Origin of the sequence: Motiliproteus coralliicola (genome assembly GCF_003345655.1) — a bacterium.
GTDB lineage: Bacteria > Pseudomonadota > Gammaproteobacteria > Pseudomonadales > Balneatricaceae > Motiliproteus > Motiliproteus coralliicola.
The window spans coordinates 265448-291777 of record NZ_QQOH01000005.1 but is presented as its reverse complement, the minus strand read 5'-3'; the positions used below and the strand labels follow the sequence as shown (position 1 = coordinate 291777).

At 55.5% G+C, this 26330-nt stretch carries 38 protein-coding genes; 5 read left to right on the top strand and 33 right to left on the bottom strand.

Annotation, left to right across the window (positions count from 1 at the left end; translation table 11 throughout):
• Positions 1 to 15: 15 nt before the first annotated feature.
• The 6 genes from moaD to DV711_RS17665 all read right to left on the bottom strand — a co-directional run bounded on the left by moaD (position 16) and on the right by DV711_RS17665 (position 4952).
• Positions 16 to 264: a molybdopterin converting factor subunit 1 gene (moaD, locus tag DV711_RS17690; protein WP_114697060.1), complete on the bottom strand. Its 249-nt coding sequence runs from the start codon at positions 262 to 264 to the stop codon at positions 16 to 18.
• Positions 265 to 753 carry a cyclic pyranopterin monophosphate synthase MoaC gene (gene moaC, locus DV711_RS17685; RefSeq protein ID WP_114697059.1) on the bottom strand — a complete coding sequence of 163 codons (489 nt, stop codon included), beginning with the start codon at positions 751 to 753 and terminating at the stop codon, positions 265 to 267.
• On the bottom strand, positions 750 to 1883 hold the full coding sequence (locus DV711_RS17680) for a 1-acyl-sn-glycerol-3-phosphate acyltransferase (RefSeq protein WP_114697058.1): 1134 nt from the start codon (positions 1881 to 1883) through the stop codon (positions 750 to 752). The genes moaC and DV711_RS17680 overlap by 4 nt, the downstream gene beginning before the upstream one ends.
• Before the next feature lie 140 nt (positions 1884 to 2023).
• Positions 2024 to 3019: a GTP 3',8-cyclase MoaA gene (gene moaA / locus DV711_RS17675; protein WP_114697123.1), complete on the bottom strand. Its 996-nt coding sequence runs from the start codon at positions 3017 to 3019 to the stop codon at positions 2024 to 2026.
• 94 nt (positions 3020 to 3113) lie between these two features.
• The gene (locus tag DV711_RS17670) at positions 3114 to 4001 is read right to left on the bottom strand and encodes an SDR family oxidoreductase (protein ID WP_165840158.1); all 888 of its coding nucleotides are present in this window, start codon (positions 3999 to 4001) and stop codon (positions 3114 to 3116) included.
• A gap of 87 nt (positions 4002 to 4088) precedes the next feature.
• Positions 4089 to 4952 carry a helix-turn-helix transcriptional regulator gene (locus DV711_RS17665; protein WP_165840157.1) on the bottom strand — a complete coding sequence of 288 codons (864 nt, stop codon included), beginning with the start codon at positions 4950 to 4952 and terminating at the stop codon, positions 4089 to 4091.
• 346 nt (positions 4953 to 5298) lie between these two features.
• Between DV711_RS17665 and DV711_RS17660 the strand changes: the two genes are divergently transcribed.
• Both DV711_RS17660 and DV711_RS17655 read left to right on the top strand, forming a co-directional pair.
• Positions 5299 to 5727, top strand: coding sequence for a Fur family transcriptional regulator (locus DV711_RS17660; RefSeq protein ID WP_114697055.1), 429 nt, complete (start codon positions 5299 to 5301; stop codon positions 5725 to 5727).
• Positions 5728 to 6013: 286 nt separating this feature from the next.
• A complete protein-coding gene (locus tag DV711_RS17655) occupies positions 6014 to 7006 on the top strand; it encodes a cytochrome-c peroxidase (RefSeq protein WP_114697054.1) in 993 nt (330 codons plus the stop codon).
• A 94-nt stretch (positions 7007 to 7100) separates the two neighbouring features.
• On the opposite strand, the gene ssb is transcribed toward DV711_RS17655, so the two are convergent.
• The gene (gene ssb / locus DV711_RS17650; protein WP_114697053.1) at positions 7101 to 7664 is read right to left on the bottom strand and encodes a single-stranded DNA-binding protein; all 564 of its coding nucleotides are present in this window, start codon (positions 7662 to 7664) and stop codon (positions 7101 to 7103) included.
• Between the two features lie 235 nt (positions 7665 to 7899).
• Between ssb and uvrA the strand changes: the two genes are divergently transcribed.
• The 3 genes from uvrA to DV711_RS17635 all read left to right on the top strand — a co-directional run bounded on the left by uvrA (position 7900) and on the right by DV711_RS17635 (position 13540).
• Positions 7900 to 10728, top strand: coding sequence for an excinuclease ABC subunit UvrA (gene uvrA / locus DV711_RS17645; protein WP_114697052.1), 2829 nt, complete (start codon positions 7900 to 7902; stop codon positions 10726 to 10728).
• 212 nt (positions 10729 to 10940) lie between these two features.
• Positions 10941 to 12509, top strand: a complete 1569-nt coding sequence (locus tag DV711_RS17640; RefSeq protein ID WP_114697051.1) for a methyl-accepting chemotaxis protein — start codon at positions 10941 to 10943, stop codon at positions 12507 to 12509.
• 263 nt (positions 12510 to 12772) lie between these two features.
• A complete protein-coding gene (locus DV711_RS17635) occupies positions 12773 to 13540 on the top strand; it encodes a Mut7-C RNAse domain-containing protein (protein WP_114697050.1) in 768 nt (255 codons plus the stop codon).
• A gap of 74 nt (positions 13541 to 13614) precedes the next feature.
• Here DV711_RS17635 and rplQ read toward each other — a convergent pair whose 3' ends face one another.
• From rplQ to rplD, 26 genes are all read right to left on the bottom strand, one after another.
• Entirely contained in the window at positions 13615 to 14010 is a 396-nt protein-coding gene (rplQ, locus tag DV711_RS17630; protein WP_114697049.1) for a 50S ribosomal protein L17, read from the bottom strand.
• Positions 14011 to 14053: 43 nt separating this feature from the next.
• The gene (locus tag DV711_RS17625) at positions 14054 to 15055 is read right to left on the bottom strand and encodes a DNA-directed RNA polymerase subunit alpha (RefSeq protein WP_114697048.1); all 1002 of its coding nucleotides are present in this window, start codon (positions 15053 to 15055) and stop codon (positions 14054 to 14056) included.
• A gap of 19 nt (positions 15056 to 15074) precedes the next feature.
• Complete coding sequence (gene rpsD, locus DV711_RS17620; RefSeq protein WP_114697047.1) at positions 15075 to 15695, bottom strand: 30S ribosomal protein S4; 621 nt, start codon at positions 15693 to 15695, stop codon at positions 15075 to 15077.
• A gap of 17 nt (positions 15696 to 15712) precedes the next feature.
• On the bottom strand, positions 15713 to 16105 hold the full coding sequence (gene rpsK / locus DV711_RS17615; RefSeq protein ID WP_114697046.1) for a 30S ribosomal protein S11: 393 nt from the start codon (positions 16103 to 16105) through the stop codon (positions 15713 to 15715).
• A 20-nt stretch (positions 16106 to 16125) separates the two neighbouring features.
• Complete coding sequence (rpsM, locus tag DV711_RS17610) at positions 16126 to 16482, bottom strand: 30S ribosomal protein S13 (protein ID WP_114697045.1); 357 nt, start codon at positions 16480 to 16482, stop codon at positions 16126 to 16128.
• Between the two features lie 147 nt (positions 16483 to 16629).
• Positions 16630 to 16746, bottom strand: a complete 117-nt coding sequence (gene rpmJ, locus DV711_RS17605) for a 50S ribosomal protein L36 (protein WP_114697044.1) — start codon at positions 16744 to 16746, stop codon at positions 16630 to 16632.
• A 29-nt stretch (positions 16747 to 16775) separates the two neighbouring features.
• A complete protein-coding gene (gene secY, locus DV711_RS17600) occupies positions 16776 to 18101 on the bottom strand; it encodes a preprotein translocase subunit SecY (RefSeq protein ID WP_114697043.1) in 1326 nt (441 codons plus the stop codon).
• A complete protein-coding gene (gene rplO / locus DV711_RS17595; protein ID WP_114697042.1) occupies positions 18102 to 18536 on the bottom strand; it encodes a 50S ribosomal protein L15 in 435 nt (144 codons plus the stop codon).
• A 14-nt stretch (positions 18537 to 18550) separates the two neighbouring features.
• On the bottom strand, positions 18551 to 18733 hold the full coding sequence (gene rpmD, locus DV711_RS17590; protein ID WP_114697041.1) for a 50S ribosomal protein L30: 183 nt from the start codon (positions 18731 to 18733) through the stop codon (positions 18551 to 18553).
• 6 nt (positions 18734 to 18739) lie between these two features.
• Positions 18740 to 19240 (bottom strand): 30S ribosomal protein S5, encoded by a 501-nt coding sequence (rpsE, locus tag DV711_RS17585; protein ID WP_114697040.1) that lies wholly within the window; start codon positions 19238 to 19240, stop codon positions 18740 to 18742.
• A 10-nt stretch (positions 19241 to 19250) separates the two neighbouring features.
• Positions 19251 to 19601 carry a 50S ribosomal protein L18 gene (rplR, locus tag DV711_RS17580; protein ID WP_114697039.1) on the bottom strand — a complete coding sequence of 117 codons (351 nt, stop codon included), beginning with the start codon at positions 19599 to 19601 and terminating at the stop codon, positions 19251 to 19253.
• A gap of 13 nt (positions 19602 to 19614) precedes the next feature.
• Complete coding sequence (gene rplF, locus DV711_RS17575; RefSeq protein ID WP_114697038.1) at positions 19615 to 20148, bottom strand: 50S ribosomal protein L6; 534 nt, start codon at positions 20146 to 20148, stop codon at positions 19615 to 19617.
• Positions 20149 to 20157: 9 nt separating this feature from the next.
• Entirely contained in the window at positions 20158 to 20550 is a 393-nt protein-coding gene (gene rpsH, locus DV711_RS17570) for a 30S ribosomal protein S8 (RefSeq protein ID WP_114697037.1), read from the bottom strand.
• A 55-nt stretch (positions 20551 to 20605) separates the two neighbouring features.
• Entirely contained in the window at positions 20606 to 20911 is a 306-nt protein-coding gene (gene rpsN / locus DV711_RS17565) for a 30S ribosomal protein S14 (protein WP_114697036.1), read from the bottom strand.
• 10 nt (positions 20912 to 20921) lie between these two features.
• Positions 20922 to 21461: a 50S ribosomal protein L5 gene (gene rplE / locus DV711_RS17560; RefSeq protein WP_114697035.1), complete on the bottom strand. Its 540-nt coding sequence runs from the start codon at positions 21459 to 21461 to the stop codon at positions 20922 to 20924.
• A 16-nt stretch (positions 21462 to 21477) separates the two neighbouring features.
• Complete coding sequence (gene rplX, locus DV711_RS17555; RefSeq protein ID WP_114697034.1) at positions 21478 to 21795, bottom strand: 50S ribosomal protein L24; 318 nt, start codon at positions 21793 to 21795, stop codon at positions 21478 to 21480.
• A gap of 110 nt (positions 21796 to 21905) precedes the next feature.
• Positions 21906 to 22277, bottom strand: a complete 372-nt coding sequence (gene rplN, locus DV711_RS17550; RefSeq protein WP_114697033.1) for a 50S ribosomal protein L14 — start codon at positions 22275 to 22277, stop codon at positions 21906 to 21908.
• 86 nt (positions 22278 to 22363) lie between these two features.
• A complete protein-coding gene (rpsQ, locus tag DV711_RS17545) occupies positions 22364 to 22624 on the bottom strand; it encodes a 30S ribosomal protein S17 (RefSeq protein ID WP_114697032.1) in 261 nt (86 codons plus the stop codon).
• A gap of 2 nt (positions 22625 to 22626) precedes the next feature.
• Positions 22627 to 22818 (bottom strand): 50S ribosomal protein L29, encoded by a 192-nt coding sequence (gene rpmC / locus DV711_RS17540; RefSeq protein WP_114697031.1) that lies wholly within the window; start codon positions 22816 to 22818, stop codon positions 22627 to 22629.
• Positions 22818 to 23231 (bottom strand): 50S ribosomal protein L16, encoded by a 414-nt coding sequence (gene rplP, locus DV711_RS17535; RefSeq protein ID WP_114697030.1) that lies wholly within the window; start codon positions 23229 to 23231, stop codon positions 22818 to 22820. The genes rpmC and rplP overlap by 1 nt, the downstream gene beginning before the upstream one ends.
• An 11-nt stretch (positions 23232 to 23242) precedes the next feature.
• Entirely contained in the window at positions 23243 to 23929 is a 687-nt protein-coding gene (rpsC, locus tag DV711_RS17530; protein ID WP_114697029.1) for a 30S ribosomal protein S3, read from the bottom strand.
• 11 nt (positions 23930 to 23940) lie between these two features.
• Positions 23941 to 24273, bottom strand: a complete 333-nt coding sequence (gene rplV / locus DV711_RS17525) for a 50S ribosomal protein L22 (protein WP_114697028.1) — start codon at positions 24271 to 24273, stop codon at positions 23941 to 23943.
• Positions 24274 to 24287: 14 nt separating this feature from the next.
• Positions 24288 to 24563, bottom strand: coding sequence for a 30S ribosomal protein S19 (gene rpsS / locus DV711_RS17520; protein WP_114697027.1), 276 nt, complete (start codon positions 24561 to 24563; stop codon positions 24288 to 24290).
• Between the two features lie 23 nt (positions 24564 to 24586).
• A complete protein-coding gene (gene rplB / locus DV711_RS17515; RefSeq protein WP_114697026.1) occupies positions 24587 to 25414 on the bottom strand; it encodes a 50S ribosomal protein L2 in 828 nt (275 codons plus the stop codon).
• Between the two features lie 13 nt (positions 25415 to 25427).
• Entirely contained in the window at positions 25428 to 25721 is a 294-nt protein-coding gene (rplW, locus tag DV711_RS17510) for a 50S ribosomal protein L23 (protein WP_114697025.1), read from the bottom strand.
• Positions 25718 to 26323, bottom strand: coding sequence for a 50S ribosomal protein L4 (gene rplD, locus DV711_RS17505; RefSeq protein WP_114697024.1), 606 nt, complete (start codon positions 26321 to 26323; stop codon positions 25718 to 25720). Before rplD ends, rplW begins: the two co-directional genes overlap by 4 nt.
• Positions 26324 to 26330: the final 7 nt, after the last annotated feature.

Here is a 26330-nt window from a genome sequence, read left to right as displayed (position 1 = left end):
CCTTTCGCCGTCTGTTCAGCCGCCGGTCACCGGCGGAAAGAAGGCCACTTCGTCACCGCTCTGAACCAGCGCGTCGCGACGACTCATCTGCTGATTAACCGCAACCAGCACTTTGTCATCCGCCAAAACCTGCTGCCAGTCATCGCCACGGGATGACAACTGTTCGATCAGCTCCGCCACGGTGAGCGACGCACCGATCGGATAGTCCTGCTGATCGCAGCCCAGCCGTTCCCGAATGCTGGCCAGAAAAACCAACTTGATCATCTACCGGCCCTCTACCTTCCAGTGACCACTGCGGCCACCCTGTTTCTCCAGCAGCCGGATCCCCTCGATCGTCATACCCCGATCGACCGCTTTGCACATATCGTAAAGGGTCAAAGCTGCCGCCGAAGCCGCTGTCAGCGCCTCCATTTCGACGCCGGTACGGCCGTTTAGCTTGCACAGGGTCTCGATGCGGATACGGTCATGCTCAGGCTCTGGGATCAATTCTACCGTTACCTTGCTAAGCATCAACGGATGACACAGCGGAATGATATCGGAGCAACGCTTGGCCGCCTGGATACCGGCAATCCGGGCTACTGCCAACACGTCACCCTTCTTGTGACGCCCCTCGGTAATCATCGCCAGGGTTTCCGGTAGCATCCGAATATAGCCTTCGGCGATCGCTTCGCGGCTAGTCACATCCTTACCGGACACGTCGACCATATGGGCATGCCCCTGCTCATCCAGATGGGTCAATGTCTGTTCGCTCATTTGCCACCTTCCGCTTTCAGTTGCTGCTTGTTCAATACCGGGTTGGCGTACTGGGCTACAAACCAGGGACGCATCTTGGGATCGACCTCATCGAGCCGGCTCAGATAACCGTCACGTTTCGCCGTCGGCAGTTGCTCACCGCCCTGCTCCGCCGCCATCAGGTTGGACGCATGCAGGTGGTAATTCAGGATTACCTGCCGATCGATCTCTTCGGCCAGCTGCTCGGCACCGTCAAACTCGGCTTCGATCGGCTCACCGAACGCCACATGGACATCCCCTTTGAAGCCAACGATGCCCTGGACGATGCTCTCGATATCTTCGTACTGCGATTTCTCGTAGCTACCTTCGGTATCCAGCGCCTGTAGCTCCCCAGCCTTCAGGGCATCACAGGGGTCATACTCATAGGAGATCGACACCGGCACGATACTCAACGCCTTGACCCCTTCAGCGAAGCTAAGACCACGCTTTCTCGGCCCCATCGACAGCATCTTCAGGATCGCCGGATCGGTACGGTCGTTGCCGTCTTTGGCCCGCCCTTCACGCTGAGCGATCCAGATCGAGTGGCCGCTGCAGATCGAATGGTCGATATAGCAGGACAACTGGGTCAGCGCCTTCAGCTTCTCACGCACCCCACTGGCCGATCGATTGACGATAAAGCTCTTGTTCAACCGCATCAGGTCCGACACATAGGGCTTACGCAGCAGATTATCGCCGATGGCGATCCTTACCGTATCCATGCCGCTGCTGAACAGCCCCCAGTTAACAAAAGCCGGGTCCATCGCGATATCGCGGTGATTGGAGATAAACAGGTAGGCCCGCTGCGGATCCAGCCGCTCAATGCCGGAAAAACTCAGCTTGCCAGTCGTCCGGTCGATCATGCTCTGCATGTAGTGAGCGATCACCTGCTGCAGCGCCCGGACATCACGAATACCGGCCAGTTGCTTACCCAAGCCGGCCCGCACCAGAGGCTCAGTCACGAATGGCAGCCAACGGCTTAATTTGGGGAATCGGAACTTACTTAACGCGGTGATAAATTCGGGGGTACCCAGTAAGCGCTCGATGACCTCAGCCACCTCGCTATCGTTATAGGGGCGGATCTCGTCAAACTGTGTTGAATCTGGTGTGGTCATGCAGTCACTTGCGGGCTTGGAACGCCCTGATGGTAGCCTTTTTTCGATCCGGATCTGCTTGATCCGGCACAAACAAAGGGGCTTATTCTACCCACAATTGGTTTAAAAGGCAGATTTTTTCCGTGGGATAGAGGCCGGAATCAGCCCCCAGTCATATTCATAAAACGCAGGATCTGTGGCTCAGCCTCCAGATCAAATTCATGCTTCTCCGGCTTCAGGTCCATCGCCTTGATGATCGCCAGTTGCAATACCTGTTGATCGGTACCGGGAGTTCGCAACAACTCGCGCAGATCGAACGAATGCTCATTGCCCAGGCAGAGAAGCAAACGGCCCTCCACCGTCAACCGAACCCGGTTGCACTCGTGGCAGAAGTTATGACTGTGGGGGGAGATAAACCCGATTCGACTCGCGCTGTCGGCCATCTGGTAGTAGCGCGACGGACCGGCGGTTTTGGAGGCCGACTCGATCAACGGGTAGCGCTGTGCAATCAGTTCCCTGACCTCTTCGCTGGAGCAGTAAGTTTCGTCGCGGGCGTGCTCGTTGATCTGTCCCAGCGGCATCTCTTCGATAAAGCTGATATCGAGCTCACGCTCACGGGCAAACTCGACCAGATCCAGCACTTCGTTGTCGTTGCGGCCTTTCAGAATCACCGCATTGAGCTTGATCCGTTCAAACCCCGCATCGCGGGCCGCTTCAATTCCGTCGAGCACCTGCTGCAGGCGACCGGTACGGGTCAGCTCTTTGAACAGCTCCGGGCGCAACGAGTCCAGACTGATATTCAGGCGTTTGAGCCCTGCCTCACGAATCGGCCGGGCCAGTTTCGGCAATTGCGAGCCGTTGGTGGTCATCACCAGCTCATCCAGCCCTGGAAGGGATGCTATACGCTGGCACAGATCGACAATCCCTTTCCGTACCAGCGGCTCACCACCAGTCAGGCGAATCTTTTTAACACCTAGGGAAACAAAGGCTTGAGCAACCTGCTCGATCTCTTCCAGGGACAGCACCTGAGGCCGAGGCAGAAAGGTCATCTGCTCGCTCATGCAGTAAACACAGCGAAAATCGCAACGATCGGTCACCGAAATACGGACATAGTCCACCGTCCGTCCAAATCGATCTACCAGAGCATTCTCAGACACCAGAACTCCAACCTCACGGCCAAACAACCGATTAAGTATACCTCATAGGGGATGGCTATAAAGGCTTATACGGCGAAGGGCCGACGCTCACCCGCTAGGGGGTCCAGCTGTAATACCCCTGGATCACCTGCATCAGCCCGGTACGCCAGGTACGTTGATGGACGCCGAATGTATCCATTATCAGGGAGCAGTCGAGCTGCGTGTTGGCTGGCAAGGTTCGACCGGGAAGCTGCTGCTGCGGACACGTCTGCAGCTCTTCCAAACACAGCTCCTCATACTGACGTGCAGCCGCTACGATAGCTTCGGCAAAACCGGCCCAACTGAGCGCTTCGGCAGCGCAGTAATGGTAGGTACCCCAACTGTCGGCGCCGCTGTCGAGCTGCTTGATCACCGCCAGGATGACCCGGGCCAAATCCGCAGCGGAGGTCGGCACCCCCATTAGACCGTCAGCCACCTGAAAACAGCGCTGTTGCCGCGCCTGTTCGAGCAGCTCGCGAACAAAGCTGTCGCCCCGGGCACTGAACAACCAGCCGGTACGGATAATCAGATGACGGGTTAATGCCGCCCGAACCAGCTCCTCACCGCGCAACTTGCTTTTGCCGTAGGGACTGACCGGAACCGCCTTATCGGTTTCCTGCCGTAGCAACTGATCCGCCTCATCGCCAAAGACCTCGGCGCAGGAGACATGAACCAATGCAACGCCGTACTTATGACAACTCTCGGCCAGGATCGCCGCACCACGGGTGTTGGCGGCAAACGCCGGCGGGTCCTGCTCTGCCGGATTGATAACCGCCGCCGCATTGATCACAAAGTCGGGACGAAATTCGGCCAGAGATTTCTCTACCGCCTGAGGATCGAGAATATCGAGAGACTTACGGTCCAGTGCCGTAACGCTAAACCCCTCTTCCCGAGCCAGAGCTTCGACCTCATAGCCCAATTGCCCCTTGGCACCAACGATCAACAATGATGGCAGATCAAACAACGACAGACCCTTAATGTGCTAAACCAAACAAGAAAACCAGCCTGCAGTCTAACAATCCGCTGCCATCGCTGACCAGAACCATCCGTCTCAATCCTGGGGATCGATATAGCCGATCAACGGATCGTCGTTAATTTTTCCACCGGCATGGCTCAGGGCCTCGATAAACAGTACAAACAGTTCCGCCTGGGACGAGATATCCAGCTTGGCGTAGAGGTTCTTGCGGTGCATCTGGACCGTATCCGGGGATATCTCCAGCTTACGGGCCGCCGACTTGCTCGAATGCCCCCGCAGCAGCAGGTGGGCCACCTCCCGTTCGCGCTGGGTCAACAATGAGCTGCCGAAGTTGTTAAAGGCCGCTTCAATCTGATCACGAAGACCCGGTTGTGGTTCTGTCGGCAACGACTGATCAGCATCGGACTGCTGCTGCCAGTAACGCAGCAACACCGCTTCAACCACCGGACGGATCTGACGTAGCAGCGCCAACTCGGTCTCAGTGTAAGGAGACGCCGGACCCAGACGCCCCAACGCCAGTGACAGCTGTGCCCCCGGTCCAATCTCCATGATGTAGTAAGCATCATCCACCAACTGGGCTTCACGATAGTAAACCCGATAATACTCACTCTGGGTAAAGTCATCCGGGGCGATCTCAGCCAGATGATAAAAGCCTGGTGCCAGCCCCTCTTCCACCGCCAGACAGAACGGATCCAGCAAAAAAGCGCCGGAGAAATAGTCATCGATATGGCTACGACGCTTATTGACCGGTACCCGGGTCTCGAAGATCAATGTCGGCACCTTGCCACGGCGCTCCAATGACAAGATCACCGCTTTAACATCGACCAGCACCTCTATCGCTTCGATCAGGTACTGCAGACAGTCCGGCTGATCGAGGCGTTGCAGCAACGGTCCCAGGGCGTTGTTCCAACGTTCAAAAGCGGTCGAATTGGCAGACATGCGCAGAACTCCTCGAAATAGCATGACGCTTCAGAAAATCTGAAAACAGGGCCTCAACGGACTCTGGCGTACCCTTTGGTCGGCAAACCAGACACCGATTCCAGGCTTTATTCAACCTGAAAAAAGTGCCACGCAGCATGCAGATCAAACGGGGGGCCGAGGATCAGGCATAACCTTGTTCACAGATCCCTAGCATGCCCCAGCTATGTCCCAACTAGCAAACCTGACCCCGCCTACCCACCCCTTAGCGGGCGGTTTTACGGGAGGTTGTCGAGCGCAGCTCTAGAGCAAAATTGCGATTTATCAATATATTCGAAACTCTGATGTATTCCTTTATACTAGGAGGATGAATGATGTCGCATCACCCAGCCTCCCAGCAGGTCACGATATTGCGCAGGTGCTGAAACAACACCAGATCGTGCCGACCGCACAGCGTCAACAGATCGCTGCACAGCTGCTGTGCAAGCACCAGCATGTCAGCGCCGATCAGCTCTATCACCAGCTCTATCAACAGGGGACCCAGGTCTCCAAGGCGACTGTTTACAACACCCTAGGACTCTTTGTAGAGAAAGGCTTGTTGCGTGAGATCTGTATCGACAGCTCACGCAGCTATTACGACTCTAACACCAGCCCACACCACCATATCTTCAACGAAGATACCGGCGAGTTGATCGATATCAGCGAAGCGGTACTGCAGGGACTTGATCAGAGCCAACTACCCTCCCAGACCCGTACCGAGCAGGTCGAACTGCTGATCCGGGTCCGCAACTCCTGACCAACCCCCTGCGACCCACTCACCCCAGATTGCGATAGCAGCCCCTCCGCTCTCCTCGGTTTACCTCACCCCTGCGTCAGCAAAAGTACCCGTTTTTCGGGACTCTCGTTGCATTATTCAGATATCTATTGTTTTCGATTTAGACCTAGTCTAAATTAATACCTGCTTTTTGAATGGGTATTGATTGATGACCAACTCTCAATCAGCCCTCCATCTCAACGACCCAGCCAGGGCTTCTGGGTTTAGACCAGGATCCCCTACAGGGAAGCACACATGGGTGACCACGATGAAAAACGCACTTTCAGGCGCAGCAACTCTGCTAGCCGCCCTCACACTCTCAACCACGGCCTTCGCCAAGGAACCGATACAACCAATCGCTCCGGTCCAGCAACTCAACCTTGCCCAATCGGAGCTGGGCAAAAAGCTCTACTTTGATCCGCGCCTGTCCAAATCCGGCTTTATCTCCTGTAACTCCTGCCACAACCTCAGTATGGGCGGGACCGATAACCTGAAGACCTCGATCGGACATAACTGGCAGCAGGGACCGATCAACGCGCCGACCGTGCTCAATTCCAGTCTCAATATCGCCCAATTCTGGGATGGCCGTGCCGCCGACCTGCAGGAACAGGCCGGTGGACCGATCGCAAACCCGGGTGAAATGGCCTTTACCCATAGTCTCGCGATCGATGTATTGGAGTCGATTCCGCAGTACGTCACCGAGTTCCAGCAGGTGTTCGGTACCGACCAGATCAAGATCGAGCAGGTCACCGAAGCCATCGCCGAATTCGAAAAGACCCTGGTAACCCCCAACTCGCGCTTCGATCAATGGCTGCTGGGGGACAAGAACGCACTGAGCGCAGACGAGCTGTCCGGATACCAACTGTTCAAGGATAGCGGTTGCGCGGCCTGCCATAACGGCGAAGCCGTCGGCGGTAACTCGTTCCAGAAGATGGGTGTGGTTGAAGCCTATCAAGCCAAAAGCCCGGCCGAAGGTTTAAGCGCGGTCACCGGCAAGGACAGCGATCGGTTCAAGTTCAAGGTACCGACGTTGCGCAACGTCGAAATGACCTACCCCTACTTCCACGATGGCGAGGCAGAAACCCTGGCCGAGGCCGTGGATGTCATGGGACGGTTGCAGCTGGGTCGAAAGTTCAGCCCGACCGAAAACGATCAGATCGTCGCCTTCTTGAAAACCCTGACCGGTGATCAGCCGCAGTTCCAGCTCCCGATCCTGCCGCCGTCGACCGATCAGACACCACAGCCCAAGCCGTTTGAGTAACGGTACAGCACCCGAATCGATCTCGCGATCGCGTTCTTAACCCATAAAAAAAGCCACGTAATGCGTGGCTTTTTTAACATTAGATTCCAACAACTTAGAACGGGATATCGTCATCAAAGTCATCGAAACCACCCGCCGGCTGCTGAGGCTGTTGCGGGGGTTGTTGAGGCTGCTGCTGCGGACGCTGTTGAGGCTGCTGCGACTGACCGCCACCAAAACCGCCCTGCTGTTGTTGCATCGGCTGCTGAGGCTGCTGCTGCGGTGCCGGCTGTCCGTAGGACTGCTGCTGGTATCCACCCTGCCCCTGCTCACCGCGGGAATCGAGCATCTGCATGGTACCGTTGATATCGACGACGATCTCGGTGGTGTAACGATCCTGGCCGTCCTGACCTTGCCACTTACGGGTGCGCAACGCACCTTCGACGTAAACCTTGGAGCCCTTGCGCAGGTATTGGCCGGCGATCTCCGCCAGCTTGCCGAAGAACACCACCCGGTGCCATTCGGTACGCTCCTGCTGCTGACCGGTTTCGCGATCCTTCCAGCTGTCGGAGGTGGCCAGCGTCACATTGGTGACCGCATTGCCGTTGGGCATATATCGGACTTCCGGATCCTGACCCAGGTTGCCGATCAGAATGACTTTGTTGACGCCTCGTGCCATCGGATTTCTCTTCTCTATTTCGTTCAGAATTTGCGGGGTTGAGATATTCGCCCTGCGCCATCCGAGGAAAACGGAGGCGGCGAAGTAGCGGATTAGAATACCCCATAACTGGCGCCGGTGGCAGCCCCGCCAGAAAACCAATACGAGATTGTTTTCGCAGCCGGAGCAGCGGAGCTATATAATGTCCGGCTCGTTTCGCGCAGCAACGCCCGTGTACCGGGTTTCAGAGGCAGACATGGATACCATCAGCGTTCGGGGCGCCCGCACCCACAACCTGAAAAACATCGATATCGACATTCCCCGTGACAAACTGATCGTCATTACCGGTCTGTCCGGCTCCGGCAAGTCATCACTGGCTTTCGACACCCTGTATGCCGAAGGGCAACGCCGCTATGTCGAATCACTGTCGACCTACGCGCGCCAGTTCCTGTCGATGATGGAAAAGCCCGAACTGGATCACATCGAAGGCCTGTCGCCGGCGATTTCGATCGAGCAGAAGTCGACCTCCCACAACCCGCGCTCCACCGTCGGCACCATCACCGAAATCTACGATTACCTGCGACTGCTGTTCGCCCGCGCCGGTGAACCCCGCTGTCCCGATCACGACCTGCCGCTCAAAGCCCAGGAGGTCAGCCAGATGGTCGATCAGATCCTGGCCATGGAAGAAGGCAGCAAGGTGATGCTGCTGGCGCCGATGATCCAGGGGCGCAAAGGCGAGCACCTGCACCTGCTGAACAACCTCAAGGCCCAGGGCTTTGTCCGCGCCCGGATCAACGGCATCGTCTGCGATCTCGACGCCCCGCCGGAGCTGGACAAGAACAAGAAGCACAATATCGAAGTGGTGGTGGACCGCTTCAAGGTCCGTGACGATATCCAGATCCGTCTGGCCGAATCCTTGGAGACCTGCCTGGAACTGAGCGATGGCCTGGCGATGCTGGCGCCGATGGACGACGACGGCGGCAAAGACATCATTTTCTCGGCCCGTTTCGCCTGTCCCCAGTGTGGTCACAGCATCCAGGAATTGGAACCGCGGCTGTTCTCGTTCAACAACCCCCATGGCGCCTGCAGCCAGTGCGACGGCCTCGGCGTCAAGCAGTTCTTCGACCCGGCCAAAGTGGTTGCCGACCCGAGCCTGACCCTGGCCCAGGGCGCGATCCGGGGCTGGGATCGCCGCACCGTGTATTACTATCAGCTGCTCAAGGCGGTTGGCGAGCACTACGATTTCGATACCGAAACCCCGTTCAACCAGCTCAGCCACAAGCAGCAACAGGTGGTGCTGTACGGAACCGGTAAAGAGAAGATCCGCTTCAACTACCTCAGCGATCGCGGCGATATCACCGTTAAATCGCACCCGTTCGAGGGCGTGATCCCGAATATGCAGCGCCGCTATCGGGACACCGAGTCCCAGACCGTGCGCGAAGACCTGGCCAAATACCAGGCTCAGCAGAGCTGCCCCTCCTGCAACGGCTCGCGCCTGCGCCGTGATGCCCGCCACGTGTTTGTCGACCAGCACAACATCGCCGACATCACCGCCATGCCGGTCGGCAGCGCCACCGATTACTTCGAGCAGCTCAGCCTTCCGGGCAAGCAGGGCGAGATCGCCGAAAAAATTCTCAAGGAGATTCGGGTCCGGCTCAGCTTCCTGGTCAACGTCGGACTCGACTACCTGACCCTGAACCGCAATGCCGACACCCTGTCCGGCGGCGAGGCCCAGCGAATCCGACTGGCCAGCCAGATCGGAGCCGGTCTGGTGGGCGTGATGTATATCCTCGACGAGCCGTCGATCGGGCTACATCAGCGCGACAATGAGCGTCTGCTGGCGACATTGACCCACCTGCGCGACCTGGGGAACACCGTGATCGTGGTCGAACACGACGAGGACGCGATCCGTCTGGCCGACCATGTCATCGATATCGGCCCCGGCGCCGGCGTCCACGGCGGTGAGATTATCGCCCAGGGTACGCCCAAACAGGTGATGAACTCCCCCGAGTCGATGACCGGACAGTACCTGAGCGGTAAGCGCTGTATTGCGATCCCGGAACAGCGCAACCCGTCCGACCCCGAACGCCAGCTAAAACTACTGGGCGCCAGCGGTAACAACCTGCAGCAGGTCGACCTGTCGATTCCACTGGGACTGATGACCTGCGTAACCGGGGTCTCGGGCTCGGGCAAGTCAACGCTGATCAACAACACCCTCTACCCGCTAGCTGCCACGGCGCTCAACAATGCCACCACCCTGGAAGCGCAACCCTATGCGGAAATCCAGGGACTGGATCAGCTCGACAAGGTGGTCGACATCGACCAGAGCCCGATTGGGCGAACGCCCCGCTCCAACCCGGCCACCTACACCGGTATTTTCACCCCGATTCGAGAGCTGTTCGCAGCCACCCAGGAAGCCCGTTCGCGGGGCTACAAACCGGGTCGATTCAGTTTCAACGTCAAGGGCGGTCGCTGCGAAGCCTGCCAGGGCGACGGCGTGATCAAGGTCGAGATGCACTTCCTGCCCGATATCTACGTACCCTGCGACGTCTGCAAGGGTAAGCGCTACAACCGCGAGACCCTGGAGATCAAATACAAGGGTAAGAGCATCCACGAAGTACTGGAGATGACCGTCGAGGACGCCCGCGAATTCTTCGATGCGATCCCGATGCTGGCACGCCGATTACAAACACTGATGGATGTCGGCCTGTCCTATATCCGCTTGGGCCAGAGCGCCACCACCCTGTCCGGCGGTGAAGCCCAGCGGGTCAAGCTGTCAAAAGAGCTGTCCAAGCGTGACACCGGCAACACCCTGTATATCCTCGACGAGCCGACCACGGGTCTGCACTTCTACGATATCCAGCAACTGCTGAACGTACTGCACCGGCTGCGGGACCATGGCAACACCGTGGTCGTGATCGAGCACAATCTGGATGTGATCAAGACCGCCGACTGGATCGTCGATCTGGGGCCTGAAGGCGGCGTCAAAGGCGGACAGATCATTGCCCAAGGCACACCGGAGCAGGTGGCCGATCAGTCCGTGTCTCATACCGGGCGCTTTCTGCAACCGATGCTACAGTCCTAGCCAGCAATCCTGATGCTGCCGAGCCGATAACCGGAGCGCTCGGCAGCCCCTCTTCAACCGCCGAATCCAATAACCACCAATCGGCGAGCCATCTCCCTTCACTGTCACATCGATCGTCTATAGTTAACGGAATGTCCGTTGTCATCTCTCCCGACTAATCAGCGGGAGCGCTAGGGATTAAGCGCTAAACCGACGTTTTAGGAAGAAACGCCATGAGAACGAACCTTCCCGTCACCCAGAAGGAGCGACTGTTCGACACTGAACAGCGAATTATTTCTACCACCAACCTGGAAGGCCGGATCACCTCGATCAACCAGGCCTTTATCGATATTTCCGGATATGAAGAACAGGAGCTGTTGGGGCAACCCCACAATATTGTGCGCCATCCCGACATGCCACCAGAAGCTTATAAGGATATGTGGCACTGCCTGAAACAAAAGCAGGCATGGATGGGGCTGGTCAAAAACCGCTGCAAAAACGGTGATCACTACTGGGTCAACGCTTACGTTACCCCCATTTACAATGGCAAAGAGGTCGTTGGTTATCAGTCGGTCAGGACCCGACCCGCTCGCCGCTATGTGGAATCAGCCGACCGCCTGTACCGATCATTGGCCAACTCCGGCGCACCATACGGGTTCAAGCTCCCGTTAACAACACTAGAAGTTGTCGGCGTTAGCACCTTGATACTGGCCGTGGCCGCAATTCCCTCTCTGCAGGCCTCTCCGCTTGGCTGGATCATCGCAGTGGCTACAGCCCTTGGGCTTAGCGCAGGTTTGCGCCAATGGTTGCGCCGCCCGTTACGCCAGCTACGCGCCAACAATAGCGCCATGAAAGAGGTACGCCGCCTGGCGTGCTTGGCCTATTGCGGCCGTGCCGACGAGGCTTCAGGCATAGAGGTGGCGATACAGGCGCTGCGATCTCAACAAGCAACCCTGGTACAACTGATCCAACACAGCGCAGGAGTGTTGGAGCAGCAAATGGACTCGCTTAACCAGAGCAGCGAACAGAATGTCCACAACGTCAGCCTGCAGACCAACGAGCTCGGCCTGCTGGCATCGTCGGTGACACAGATGTCGGCCAGCATTCAGGAGGTGGCCGGAAACGCCCAACGCTGTGCCGACAGCGCCCGCCAGGCCAATAACGAGGTGGACCAGGGAAACCAGTTGGTGGCAACAGCCGTCGGCGCAGTCGAGTCCCTGGCAGACGAAGTAAAAGCGGCGGTCAACCTGATCCAACAGCTGCAGCACGACGCCGAGCAGATCAGCAGCATTATCGGGGTGATTAATTCGATCGCCGAGCAAACCAACCTACTGGCACTGAATGCCGCCATCGAAGCGGCGCGGGCAGGTGAATCGGGCCGAGGCTTTGCTGTCGTAGCCGATGAAGTTCGCAGCCTCGCAAGCCGAACTCAAAGCTCAACCATGGAGATTGAGGCGATGATCACGGCACTGCAGAAGCGGGTAAACGATGTCGTCGCTACCATGGACTCTTCGCAAAGCTATGCTGATACGACCCGACAATCGGCACAACATGTCGACACGGCTCTGTCGCAGATTGCCGGCTTGATACAGACGCTTAGCGACATGAGCGTTCAGATCGCAGCGGCCACGGAACAACAGAGCAATGTCACCGAAGAGATCAGCCGTAACCTGACGCAGATTAACGATTCAGCCGGTAGCATCTCCAGCTCGGTACAGGCCAGTTCTGCTGCCGGTAAAGAGTTGGCTGAAGTGATGCAGGAACTGAAATCGACAGTTATCTATTTTCAGCAGCGCCATTAATTGAAAACACAATTGCCAATCAAAGCCCCGTATAGCAGGGCTTTTTTAATTCGAAATGCTATTTAATCTTCAGCAGATCCTTAGACTTCTTCAGCTACAACCAGACAGTCCTACAGGTAAACGTAGCCCTTAGCCGCACTTTAAGATGCGGATACAACGGTACCAAAAATCAGGACTGATGGTTTTTAGGAGCGTCGGGAGGTATTGAACACAACCGTTGATCTAGAGTATCAGAATAGCAATCAGCGATAGCGGTTCGCCCGATGCCCGATAGTCACGCCCCGCACCTTCACAGTTGCCAATTCCGGTTTTACGGCGGTCTCAACGATTTCCTGCCTGCCGAGAAAAGATATCAGGCATCAGCATTTCGGTTTAGCGGCACCCCGGGACTGCGCGACAGCATCCAGGCACAGCGAGTGCCCCATGTCGAAGTGGCCTTAGTGTTGGTCAATGGTCAGCCCCAGTCAGCGGAATACCAGCTGCAGCCTGAAGACCAGATAGCGGTTTACCCACGCTTTCAACACCTGCAACCTGAGTCATCGAAGCAGTGGCACCCTCCGCCACCTGAGCCACCAAGGTTTATCCTCGATGTCCATCTGGGCAAGCTATGCCGCCATCTACGCATGCTGGGTTTCGATACACGCTGGGGTAACGACTATGAAGATCCCTTTATCATCGATACCGCATTGGCTGAGCAGCGGATCGTGCTAACCCGAGATCTGGGAATTCTGAAGCAGGCACGACTGCCTTGGGGCTACTTTGTTCGCGCTATCGAGCCAACTCGACAAATTACCGAGATCACCGACTATTTCACGCTGGCCGACTTCTGGCAGCCACTAACCCGCTGCATAAACTGCAATGGCATGCTAGCCAGGGTCAGCAAGGACGACATACTCGAGCAACTACCACCCGGTACCCGCCGTAGTTACGACAATTTTTATCAATGCCACGACTGTCGTCAGCTGTTCTGGCGTGGTGCCCATTACATAGGTCTGATGGCAAAACTGAGTGGTCTGCAGGAAAAGCTTTGAATTGTTTCGCTGACTAGCAGGCACAAAAAAGCCCGGCGTAAGCCGGGCTTTTGAATTTAAACCGTAGCGGTTGATTAGTCTTCAGCAGACTCTTCAACTTCTTCGGCTACAACCGGACGGTCAACCAGCTCAACGTAGGCCATAGGCGCATTGTCGCCGGCACGGAAGCCGCACTTCAGGATGCGAATGTAGCCACCAGGACGGTTCGCGTAGCGAGGACCCAGTTCGTTGAACAGCTTGCCGACAGCCGCGTCAGAGCGGGTACGGTCGAAAGCCAGACGGCGATTTGCGACGGAGTCATCTTTAGCCAGTGTGATCAGCGGCTCAGCGACACGGCGCAGCTCTTTTGCTTTGGGCAGAGTCGTCTTAATCAGCTCGTGCTCGAACAGGCTAACAGCCATGTTCTTGAACATCGCTTTGCGATGCGAGCTATTGCGATTCAGTTGACGCCCACTTTTACGATGGCGCATGTTTAATTCCTTACAAAACTAAACGTTGTTCGATCAAGGTTGCTTAGGAAGCAACCTTGTCGTCGTTTTTCAGGCTAGCCGGCGGCCAGTTTTCCAGACGCATGCCGAGTGACAGACCCTTGGAGGCCAGAACGTCCTTGATTTCGGTCAGGGACTTCTTACCCAGGTTCGGGGTCTTCAGCAGCTCGACTTCGGTACGCTGGATCAGGTCACCGATGTAGTACAGGTTCTCGGCCTTCAGACAGTTGGCTGAACGTACAGTCAGCTCAAGATCGTCTACCGGACGCAGCAGGATCGGATCGATCTCCGGCTCAGGCTCAGCCTCAGCCACACCTGCTTCACCTTCCAGGTCCACAAACGCAACCAGCTGCTGTTGCAGGATGGTTGCAGCACGACGGATCGCTTCTTCAGGATCGATCGCACCAGTGGTTTCCAGGTCGATAACGAGCTTATCCAGGTCAGTGCGCTGTTCAACACGCGCACTCTCAACCACGTAAGACACGCGACGAACCGGGCTGTAGGTAGCATCCAGTAGCAGACGGCCGATCGGACGGCTTTCTTCGTCTGCGTTGTCACGGACATCAGCCGGTACATAACCACGTCCACGGGTGACCTTCAGCTGCATAGACAGCTCGGCCTTGTCGCTCAGGTGAGCGATCACGTGGTCCGGGTTCGCAACTTCGATATCCTGGTTCAGCTGGATATCGGCTGCAGTAACAACACCGGGGCCCTGCTTGGTCAGAGTCAGCAGTGCTTCTTCGCCATTGTGCATGGCGACGGAAACACCCTTGAGGTTCAGCAGGATCTCGATGACATCCTCCTGTACACCCTCGATAGAGCTGTACTCGTGCTGCACGCCATCAATCTCCACTTCGGAGATTGCGCAACCGGGCATGGACGACAGAAGAATCCGACGCAGCGCATTACCCAGCGTGTGGCCGAAACCACGCTCTAGCGGCTCGAGAGAGACCTTCGCACGAGTGCTGGAGATCTCATCTACATCGATCCGGCTAGGGCTTAGAAATTCGTTTACAGAAGCCTGCATTATTTCCACCTAGCAATGATTACTTGGAGTACAGTTCAACGATCAGCTGTTCGTTGATCTCGGCGGACAGCTCAGCACGCTCAGGAGCGGCCTTGAAAGTACCTTCCATTTTGTTGCTGTCTACGTCGACCCACTCAACAGCGGAACGCTGAGAAGCCAGCTCCAGTGCGTTCTTGATACGCAGCTGGGTTTTAGCCTTCTCGCGAACGGTGACAACGTCACCGGCCTGTACCTGGTAAGACGGGATGTTAACCGTCTGACCATTTACCAGAATCGCTTTGTGAGAAACGATCTGACGTGCTTCGGCACGAGTCGCACCAAAGCCCATACGGTAAACCACATTGTCCAGGCGGCTTTCCAGCAGCTGCAGCAGGTTTTCGCCGGTTGCGCCTTTCAGACGAGCGGCTTCCTTGTAGTAGCTGCGGAACTGACGCTCCAGAATGCCGTAAATACGACGTACTTTTTGCTTCTCACGCAGCTGCAGACCGTAGTCGGACAGACGACCACGACGAGCTCCGTGAACTCCCGGAGGAGTTTCTGCCTTGCACTTGGAATCCAGTGCACGAACGCCGCTCTTCAGGAACAGGTCCGTACCTTCGCGGCGAGACAGTTTACATTTTGGTCCAATATATCGAGCCATTTTCTACCGTCTCCTGATTAAACGCGACGCTTCTTCGGCGGACGACAACCGTTGTGCGGGATCGGCGTCACGTCAGTGATGTTAGTGATTTTGAAACCGACGTTGTTCAGTGCGCGAACGGCGGATTCACGACCCGGTCCCGGGCCCTTCACAAACACGTCGAGGTTCTTCAGACCGTATTCCTGTGCCGCGTTGCCTGCACGCTCGGCTGCAACCTGGGCAGCGAACGGGGTGGACTTACGCGAACCACGGAAACCTGAACCACCAGCGGTAGCCCAGCTCAGGGTGTTACCCTGACGGTCGGTAATGGTCACGATGGTGTTATTAAAAGAGGCATGGATGTGAGCGAACCCATCAACCACCTGCTTTTTAACTTTTTTGCGCGTTGTGCGAGTACCTGGCTTAGCCATGTTGGGTTATTCCTCTTGCACTACTTACGGATCGGCTTACGTGGTCCCTTACGGGTGCGCGCATTAGTTTTAGTGCGCTGACCACGAACCGGCAGGTTGCGACGGTGGCGAATACCACGGAAGCAGCCCAGGTCCATAAGACGCTTGATGTTCATGTTAACCTCACGACGCAAGTCACCCTCTACAGAGAGTTTGGCAACTTCAGCGCGCAGGCTATCCAGTTGTTCCTCAGACAGGTCTCCGATCTTTGCATCGGTCGCCACGCCTACCGAGTCACACAGGGACTTTGCGGTAGTACGGCCGACACCATAGATGTAGGTCAGGGAGATCACCGCATGCTTATTGTCTGGGATATTGACGCCAGCTATACGGGCCATTCAATTTACTCCGTTTTCGGCCGCCCATGCTTCGATGGACGGCACGCTACTCTTAACCATTCTGCGAAAGGCGCAAGATTATAGAGATTGATCGGTTATTAATCAACCTCAAATCTTGCGCCTTCGCGCGGAAGCAGATCCGGCTGTTTAGCCTTGACGCTGCTTATGGCGAGGTTCTGTTTTGCAGATGACGCGTACGGAACCGTTACGACGTACAATCTTGCAGTTACGGCAGATCTTTTTAACAGATGCACGTACTTTCATGATCTACTCCAAATAGGATCGGTGGCCGGTTATCGAACCAGTCCACCACCACCCTTGAGATTGGATTTTTTCATCAGTGACTCGTACTGGTGAGACATCAGATGCGACTGTACCTGGGCCATGAAATCCATAACCACAACTACGACGATCAGCAGTGATGTACCACCGAAGTAAAACGGCACGTTCCACGCAACAACTAGGAACTGAGGCATCAGCGACACTGCGGTGATATAGAGCGCACCAAACAGAGTCAAACGCGACAGTACCTGATCGATATAACGGGCCGACTGATCACCGGGACGAATACCGGGAATAAAGGCACCGGACTTCTTCAGGTTGTCCGCCACTTCTTTCGGATTAAACATAATCGCGGTGTAGAAGTAGCAGAAGAAGATAATCGCAGCAGAGAACAGCAGGATATACAGCGGCTGACCTGGTCCAAGCGCCAGTGCTACATCCTGCAGCCAGTCCATACCTTCACCCTGCCCGAACCACTGACCGACCGAAGCCGGGAACAGCAGAATACTGGAAGCAAAGATCGGCGGGATAACCCCGGCCATGTTCACTTTCAGCGGCAGATGGCTGGACTGAGCGGCATACACCTTCCGACCCTGCTGACGCTTGGCGTAATTAATGGTAATGCGGCGTTGACCGCGCTCCATAAAGACGACAAACGCGATTGTGGCTACCGCCAGGATGGCGATGGTCAACAGTGCCAGGATGTTCAGATCACCTTGACGGGATGCCTCGAAGGACTGACCGATCGCACCGGGCAGACCTGCGACGATACCGGCAAAGATCAGCAGTGAAATGCCGTTACCAATACCTCTCTCGGTAATTTGCTCACCGAGCCACATCAGGAAGACAGCACCCGAAACAAGGGTGACGACAGCGACGAAATAAAAGCTTAGGTCTGCGCTGAAGGCAATACCCTGCCCTGCGAGACCGACCGCCATACCAAAAGACTGAACGGTGGCCAAGATGACCGTACCGTAGCGGGTGTATTGGCTAATTTTCCGTCGACCTGCCTCACCCTCTTTCTTGAGCTGCTCAAGCTGAGGGCTGACTACGGTCAGCAGTTGCATGATGATCGAGGCGCTGATGTAGGGCATGATGCCCAGCGCCAGGATCGACATACGTTCCAAAGCACCACCTGAGAACATGTTAAACAGGCTCAGGATGGTGCCCTGGTTTTGTTCGAACATGGCTGCAAGGCGATCAGGGTTAATCCCGGGAACCGGAATATGCGCCCCGATGCGGTAAACCACAATTGCCAGAAAAACAAACCACAGGCGAGACTTTAACTCGCCCAGTCCGCTTTGAACTCCGGTGGGTGTACTACCTTGCTTAGCCATTTAGTCCTCGACTTTTCCGCCTGCGGCTTCGATTGCTGCACGGGCACCCTTGGTGACCTTCAGCCCCTTGACGGTAACCGCCTTGGTGATCTCGCCAGACAGGATAACTTTCGCTTCCTTGATGCTGTGACCGATGATGTCAGCAGCTTCCAGAGCCGCCAGATCGATCACATCAGCTTCAACCTTAGCCAGTTCGTTGAGACGAATCTCGGCACGGTATTGAGCTTGACGGGAAGTAAAGCCGTACTTCGGCAGACGACGCTGCAAAGGCATCTGACCGCCTTCGAAACCGGGCTTAACAGAACCGCCGGAACGGGACTTCAAACCCTTGTGACCGCGACCAGCGGTCTTACCCAGGCCAGAGCCGATACCACGACCAACACGCTTAGGTGCTTTCTTGGAACCGGGAGCCGGGCTCAGTGTATTCAGACGCATGATATGCCTCTCCACTATTCGCCTTCGACGCTGACCATGTAGTTAACTTTGTTAACCATGCCGCGTACGGAAGGGGTGTCTTCAACTTCAACGGTATGACCGATGCGACGAAGGCCCAGGCCTTTCAAGCACAGCTTGTGCTTGGGCAGGGTGCCGATCGAGCTACGCGTCTGCGTCACTTTGATTGTCTTAGCCATCGCAGATTACCCCAGAATTTCTTCTACAGTTTTGCCACGCTTGGCAGCAATCTCTTCCGGCGAGCTCATCGCCTTCAGACCATTGATGGTTGCGCGTACAACGTTAACCGGGTTGGTTGAGCCGTAGCACTTAGCCAGTACGTTATGTACACCAGCCATTTCCAGTACTGCGCGCATCGCACCACCGGCGATTACACCGGTACCTTCGGAAGCCGGCTGCATGTAGACCTTGGAACCGCCGTGACGGGCCTTGATCGGGTACTGCAGCGTACCGCCATTCAGGTCAACCTGAATCATGTTGCGGCGGGCTTGCTCCATCGCCTTCTGGATCGCGACCGGCACTTCACGCGCCTTGCCACGGCCGAAGCCGACTTTACCATTGCCGTCACCAACTACGGTCAGGGCGGTGAAGCCGAAGATACGACCACCTTTAACCACTTTGGCGACTCGGTTTACCTGAACAAGCTTCTCTTGCAGGTCACCGTCTTTCTGTTCGTGATTTGCCATAACCTAACCTTTAGAATTCCAGGCCGCCTTCACGCGCCGCTTCAGCCAACGCTTTGACACGGCCGTGGTATTTAAAACCGGCACGGTCAAAAGCAACCTTGGTAACACCTGCAGTCTTAGCGCGCTCAGCAATCAGAGAACCAACCTTGGTGGCGGCTTCGATGTTGCCAGTAGCGCCTTCGCGCAGATCTTTTTCTACCGTAGAAGCGCTTGCCAGCACCTTACTACCGTCACCAGAGATGATCTGGGCGTAGATGTGGCGAGGAGTACGGTAGACACACAAACGTGTCGCATCCAGCTCACGCATTTTGATGCGGGAGCGACGGGCACGACGCAGACGAGATTCATTCTTAACGCTCATTATCCTGCCCTACTTATTTCTTCTTAGCTTCTTTACGACGCACATATTCGTCAGCATAACGAACACCCTTGCCCTTATAAGGCTCAGGCGGACGGAACGCGCGAATTTCAGCGGCGGCTTGGCCCAGCTTCTGCTTGTCGGCGCCTTTCAGAACGATAGAAGTCTGAGACGGCATCTCGGCAGATACGCCTTCGGGAAGCTCGTAGTTAACCGGGTGAGAGAAGCCCAGGCTCAGGTTCAGAACGGAACCCTTAACAGCACCACGGTAACCAACACCGATCAGCTCAAGCTTCTTCTCAAAACCTTCGCTCACACCAACAACCATGTTGTTGGCCAGAGAGCGCATAGTACCGGACAGCGCACGGGATTGCTTGGAGCCATCGCGGGCACCAAACTGCAGCGCACCGTCTTCGTTGGCAACAGTAACACTGGGATGAACGTCCATCTCCAGGGAACCCTTACCGCCTTTGATGCTCAGCGCTTGACCGTTCAGCTTCACCTCAACGCCAGCAGGAATGCTGACAGGTGCTTTTGCGATACGTGACATTTCAATCTCCTAGAAAACGGTGCAGATGACTTCACCACCGACGCCAGCCGCACGGGCTGCACGGTCAGTCATGACACCTTTAGAAGTTGAAATAATGGCAATACCCAGACCGTCACGAACCTTCGGCAGGTCGGAAGCGGACTTGTACAGACGCAGAGAAGGGCGACTTGAGCGCTCAATCTTCTCGATAACGGGCTTACCTTCGAAATACTTCAGCTCGATATTCAGAGTCGGCTTTACATCGCCTTCAACGCTGAATCCAGTGATGTAACCTTCATCCTGCAGAACCTGGCACACGGCCTTCTTCTGCTTAGATGCAGGCATGGACACTGAGACTTTTTCAGCCATCAAACCGTTACGAATACGCGTCAGCATATCCGCAAGAGTGTCTTGCATGCTCATTTAATGAGTCCTCACTATTGTGCAGCAGAGCGGCCCCGGGGATCGGAGCCGACGCTTACCAACTAGCTTTCTTAAGGCCGGGTACATCACCGCGCATGGCGGCTTCACGCAGCTGAGTCCGGGACAGGCCGAACTTGCGATATACAGCGTGCGGGCGACCAGTGATCTGGCAGCGACGCTGCTGACGAACAGGGCTGGCATCACGCGGCAGCTTTTGCAGTGCAACCTGCGCGTCCCAACGGTCATCCTCAGATGACTCCGGGGAGCTGATGATAGCCTTCAGCTGAGCACGCTTGGCGGCGTACTTAGCAACTTGCTTAGCGCGCTTAGCTTCGCGCGCCTTCATAGATTCCTTAGCCATAGCAACTCACCTACTTTTTAAACGGGAAGCCCAGAGCGGTCATCAGTGCACGACCTTCTTCGTTGGTGCGCGCAGTGGTGGTAATGGTGATATCCATACCGCGCAGCTTGTCGACCTTGTCGTAGTCGATCTCCGGGAAGATGATCTGCTCTTTAACGCCCATGCTGTAGTTGCCACGACCGTCGAACGACTTGGAGCTCAAGCCGCGGAAGTCACGGATACGGGGGATAGCGATGTCTACCAGACGGTCGAAGAATTCCCACATACGCTCGCCGCGCAGAGTCACTTTACAACCGATCGGCCAACCTTCACGCACTTTAAAGCCTGCAACAGACTTGCGCGCCATGGTGACAACCACTTTCTGACCGGCAATTGCTTCCATATCAGCAACTGCGTTTTCGATCATTTTCTTGTCCCCGATGCCTTCACCAACACCCATGTTCAGGGTGATCTTGGTGATGCGGGGAATTTCCATTACGTTCTTAAGACCCAGTTCCTGCTGAATGTCAGCAGCGGCTTGATCTTTGTACAGCGCTTTCAATCTTGACATGGTACCTGCTCCCCTATTATCCGCCGACGACTTCGCCGTTGGATTTGAAATAACGAACCTTGGTACCGTCTTCCAAGATCTTGAAGCCCACACGGTCACCTTTACCGGTGGCAGCGTTGAAGATCGCTACGTTGGAGGCCTGAATCGGCGCTTCCTTCTCAACGATGCCGCCAGCCTGGCCCAGCATCGGGTTCGGCTTGGTGTGCTTCTTCACCATATTGATACCGGAAACAACGAAGCGGTTGTCGGCCAGAACTTTCATGACCTTACCGCGCTTACCTTTGTCTTTACCGGCAATGACGATGACTTCATCATCACGTCTGATTTTGCGCATTTGTTAATTACCTATATTTCCTGCGACCTTCTCATGCTCAAAACGCCGAGCACCCGACTCGCGTCGGATCTCAGCGTTTTACATAAACCAAGCTACTCGGAGCTTGGTCTTTACAGCACTTCAGGCGCCAGGGAAACGATCTTCATGAACTTCTCTGAGCGAAGTTCACGCGTAACCGGGCCAAAGATACGAGTACCGATCGGCTGTTCGCTGGTATCGTTCAGCAGTACAGCAGAGTTGGTATCGAAGCGGATGATTGAACCGTCAGGACGACGAACGCCCTTCTTGGTACGAACAACCACTGCCTTCAGCACCTGGCCTTTCTTCACCTTACCGCGCGGAATTGCTTCCTTAACGGTAATCTTGATGATATCGCCGACGCGAGCATAACGACGGTGCGAGCCGCCCAGTACTTTGATGCACTGTACGCGCTTAGCGCCGCTGTTATCAGCAACGTCCAGCATTGATTCAGTTTGAATCATGGTTTCACTCCATCACTCTGACCTGGATTGCTTCGCTCTTGTTGAAAACGGAGTAACCCAGGTCCTCGGAGCAAAGGCGCAATATATTACACCTTTGCAGCGCGTTCTTCAATTGTTACTAACGCCCAAGACTTAGACTTGGAATACGGACGGGTTTCCTTAACGGTAACCAGGTCACCGATACCGCATTCGTTGTTTTCGTCATGCGCATGAAGCTTGGTAGAGCGCTTTACGAACTTGCCGTAAATCGGGTGCTTAACCTTACGCTCAACCAGCACTGTGATGGTTTTATCCATCTTGTCACTGACAACTCGGCCGGTTGCAGTGCGGATCTTAGATTCAGCCATGCTTAGTTACCTGCCTTCTCGTTCAGTACAGTCTTAACCCGAGCAATGTCGCGACGCACTTTACCCAGCAGGTGAGTTTGCGCCAGCTGACCAGAGCTCTTCTGCATCCGCAGATTGAACTGTTCCTTCAGCAGGTCCAGCAGCTCTTGATTAAGCTCATCTACGGACTTTTCACGTAATTCAACTGAGTTCATTACATCACCGTCCGCTTAACAATGGTGGTTGAAATAGGCAGCTTGGCGGCAGCAAGAGCGAAGGCCTCGCTGGCCAGTTGCTCGGAAACACCTTCCATCTCAAACAGCACCTTGCCGGGCTGGATCTGAGCTACCCAGTATTCGACGTTACCCTTACCTTTACCCTGACGTACTTCCAGAGGCTTGGTAGTGATGGGCTTGTCCGGAAAAACGCGAATCCAGATCTTACCGCCACGCTTAATGTGACGAGTCATGGTCCGACGAGCCGCTTCAATCTGACGAGCAGTGATACGACCGCGACCGGTAGCCTTGAGACCGAATTCGCCAAAGCTTACTTTGCTACCGCGATGAGCCAGGCCACGGTTGCGGCCTTTCATCATCTTACGGTATTTCAGACGCTTAGGTTGCAGCATTGACGTACCCTCTACTTAGCAGCTTTCTTCTTGGAAGCGGCACTTTTCTGAGCACGAACCTGCTCAATACCACCCAGAATCTCACCCTTGAAGATCCACACCTTGATGCCGATGACACCGTAGGTAGTGTGAGCTTCGTAGGTACCGTAATCGATATCGGCACGCAGGGTGTGCAGAGGTACACGGCCTTCGCGGTACCATTCTGAACGTGCGATTTCAGCACCACCCAGACGACCACCAACCTGAACCTTGATGCCCTTGGCACCCAGACGCATGGCGTTTTGTACCGCACGCTTCATGGCGCGACGGAACATCACACGACGCTCCAGCTGACCAGCAACGCCCTGAGCTACCAGCTTGGCATCCAGTTCCGGCTTGCGGATCTCTTCGATGTTGATCTGAACCGGCACACCCATCATCTTGCTGACGGCGGCGCGCAGTTTTTCAACGTCTTCACCCTTCTTACCGATCACGATACCCGGACGGGCAGTGTGAATGGTGATACGGGCATTCTGCGCCGGACGCTCGATTTCGATGCGGCTAACAGAGGCCTGCTTCAGCTTGTCCTCGAGGTACTTACGTACTTCCAGATCTTGCAGCAGGTTTTTTGCATAGGCAGAGCGGCTTGCATACCAAACAGAGGTATGGTCTTTGACGACACCAAGCCGGATGCCAGTAGGATTAACTTTCTGACCCATCTTGGTGTCTCCTATTTCTCAGCGACCTTGACGGTGATATGACAGCTACGCTTCAGGATACGATCAGCACGACCCTTGGCGCGGGGCTTAATCCGCTTCATGGTCATACCTTCATCCACAAATACGGTGGATACCTTCAGCTCGTCAACATCAGCGCCTTCATTGTGCTCGGCGTTTGCGATTGCAGACTCCAGCACTTTCTTCATGATCGCAGCACCCTTTTTGGGGCTGAAGGCCAGGATGTTCAGGGCTTCGTCTACAGACTTACCGCGGATTTGGTTCGCTACCAAGCGAGCTTTCTGCGCGGATAAGCGGGCGCCCTTCAATTTAGCGGCTACTTCCATCTTTATATCCTCGCTTAACGCTTCGCTTTCTTGTCAGCAGCATGTCCGCGGTAGGTACGGGTGACAGCAAACTCACCCAGCTTGTGACCTACCATGTCTTCGGTAACGAAAACAGGAACATGTTGGCGTCCGTTATGGACTGCAATCGTCAACCCGACAAAGTTCGGGAAGATAGTAGAGCGACGCGACCAAGTTTTGATCGGCTTGCGGTCGCCCTTTTCGATGGCAGCCTCAACCTTCTTCATCAAGTGAAGGTCAATAAAAGGACCTTTCTTAAGTGAACGTGGCACAGCCGTTTCCTCGAATTCAGTGATTATTTCTTAGAACGACGACGTACGATAAGCTTATCGGTACGCTTGTTCTTACGTGTTTTGTGACCCTTGGTCGGAGTACCCCATGGGGATACCGGGTGACGACCACCAGAGGTACGGCCTTCACCACCACCATGCGGGTGATCTACCGGGTTCATCGCAACACCGCGAACGGTGGGACGAACACCACGCCAGCGGGAAGCACCGGCTTTACCCAGAGAGCGCAGAGAGTGCTCGCTGTTACCGACTTCACCCAGGGTGGCACGACAGTCAACCAGGACCTTACGCATTTCACCGGAGCGCAGACGCAGAGTCGCGTGAGCGCCTTCACGAGCAACCAGCTGTGCAGAAGCGCCGGCACTACGTGCCATCTGGGCGCCCTTGCCAGGCTTGAGCTCGATGCAGTGAACAACACTACCCAGCGGAATGTTCCGCAGCGGCATGCAGTTACCTGATTTGATGTCAGCACCGGCACCGGAAATCACCTTGTCGCCAGCCTGCATGTTCTTGGGAGCGATGATGTAACGACGCTCACCGTCAGCATATTTCAGCAGGGCGATGTTGGCGGAACGGTTCGGATCGTATTCCAGACGCTCAACAACAGCCGGGATGCCGTCCTTGTTACGCTTGAAATCGATTACACGGTAGTGCTGCTTGTGACCACCACCCTTGTGACGGGTAGTAATGCGACCGTTGTTGTTACGGCCACCGGTCTTGGACTTCTTCTCCAGCAGCGGGGCGTAAGGTGCGCCCTTGTGCAGATCCGGGTTTACAACCTTAACCACATGGCGACGGCCAGCGGAGGTCGGTTTACATTTAACAATTGCCATCTGTCAGCCTCCCTTATTCGCCAACGAAGTCGATATCGTGGCCTTCAGCCAGGCGAACGTAAGCCTTGCGGATGCTCTTGCGCTGACCCATACCGTGGGCAGTACGCTTGGTCTTACCCTTGGAGTTCAGAACACGAACGCTGGCAACTTTTACTTCGAACAGCTGCTCAACCGCTTTTTTGATTTCAGGCTTAGTCGCATCAGGCGCTACACGGAACACAACCTGCTGAGCGTCTTCGGCAACGATGGTCGCCTTCTCAGAGATGTGCGGGCCTAACAGAACTTTGAAGATGCGCTCTTGGTTCATCCCAACATCTCCTCAATTTTCTTCAGAGCAGCAACTGTGACCAGTACCTTCTCGCTACCAACCAGGCTAACCGGGTCGATGGCAGCAACGTCACGCACGTCAACGTGCGGCAGGTTGCGGGCAGACAGATACAGATCCAGATCAACTGCTTCGGTGATCACCAGAACATCACTCAGGTCCAGTTCCTTCAGCTTGGCAGCCATCAGCTTGGTCTTGGGCGCTTCGAGCTTAAGCTCTTCAACAACCACCAGACGCTCTTGGCGAACCAGCTCGGAGAAGATGCAGCGGATAGCCGCACGGTACATCTTCTTGTTGACCTTCTGAGAGTGATCCTGCGGCTTAGCAGCGAAGGTAACACCACCGGAGCGCCAGATCGGGCTGCGGATAGTACCTGCACGTGCGCGGCCAGTACCCTTTTGACGCCAGGGCTTACGACCACCGCCGCTCACTTCGGAGCGAGTCTTCTGAGCACGGGTACCTTGACGACCACCTGCCAGGTAAGCAGTGACGACCTGGTGAACCAGCGCTTCGTTAAATTCTTTACCAAAGGCCAGCTCGGATACTTCTACCGAACCGTTAGCGCCTGCAATAGTAAGATTCATTGTCATC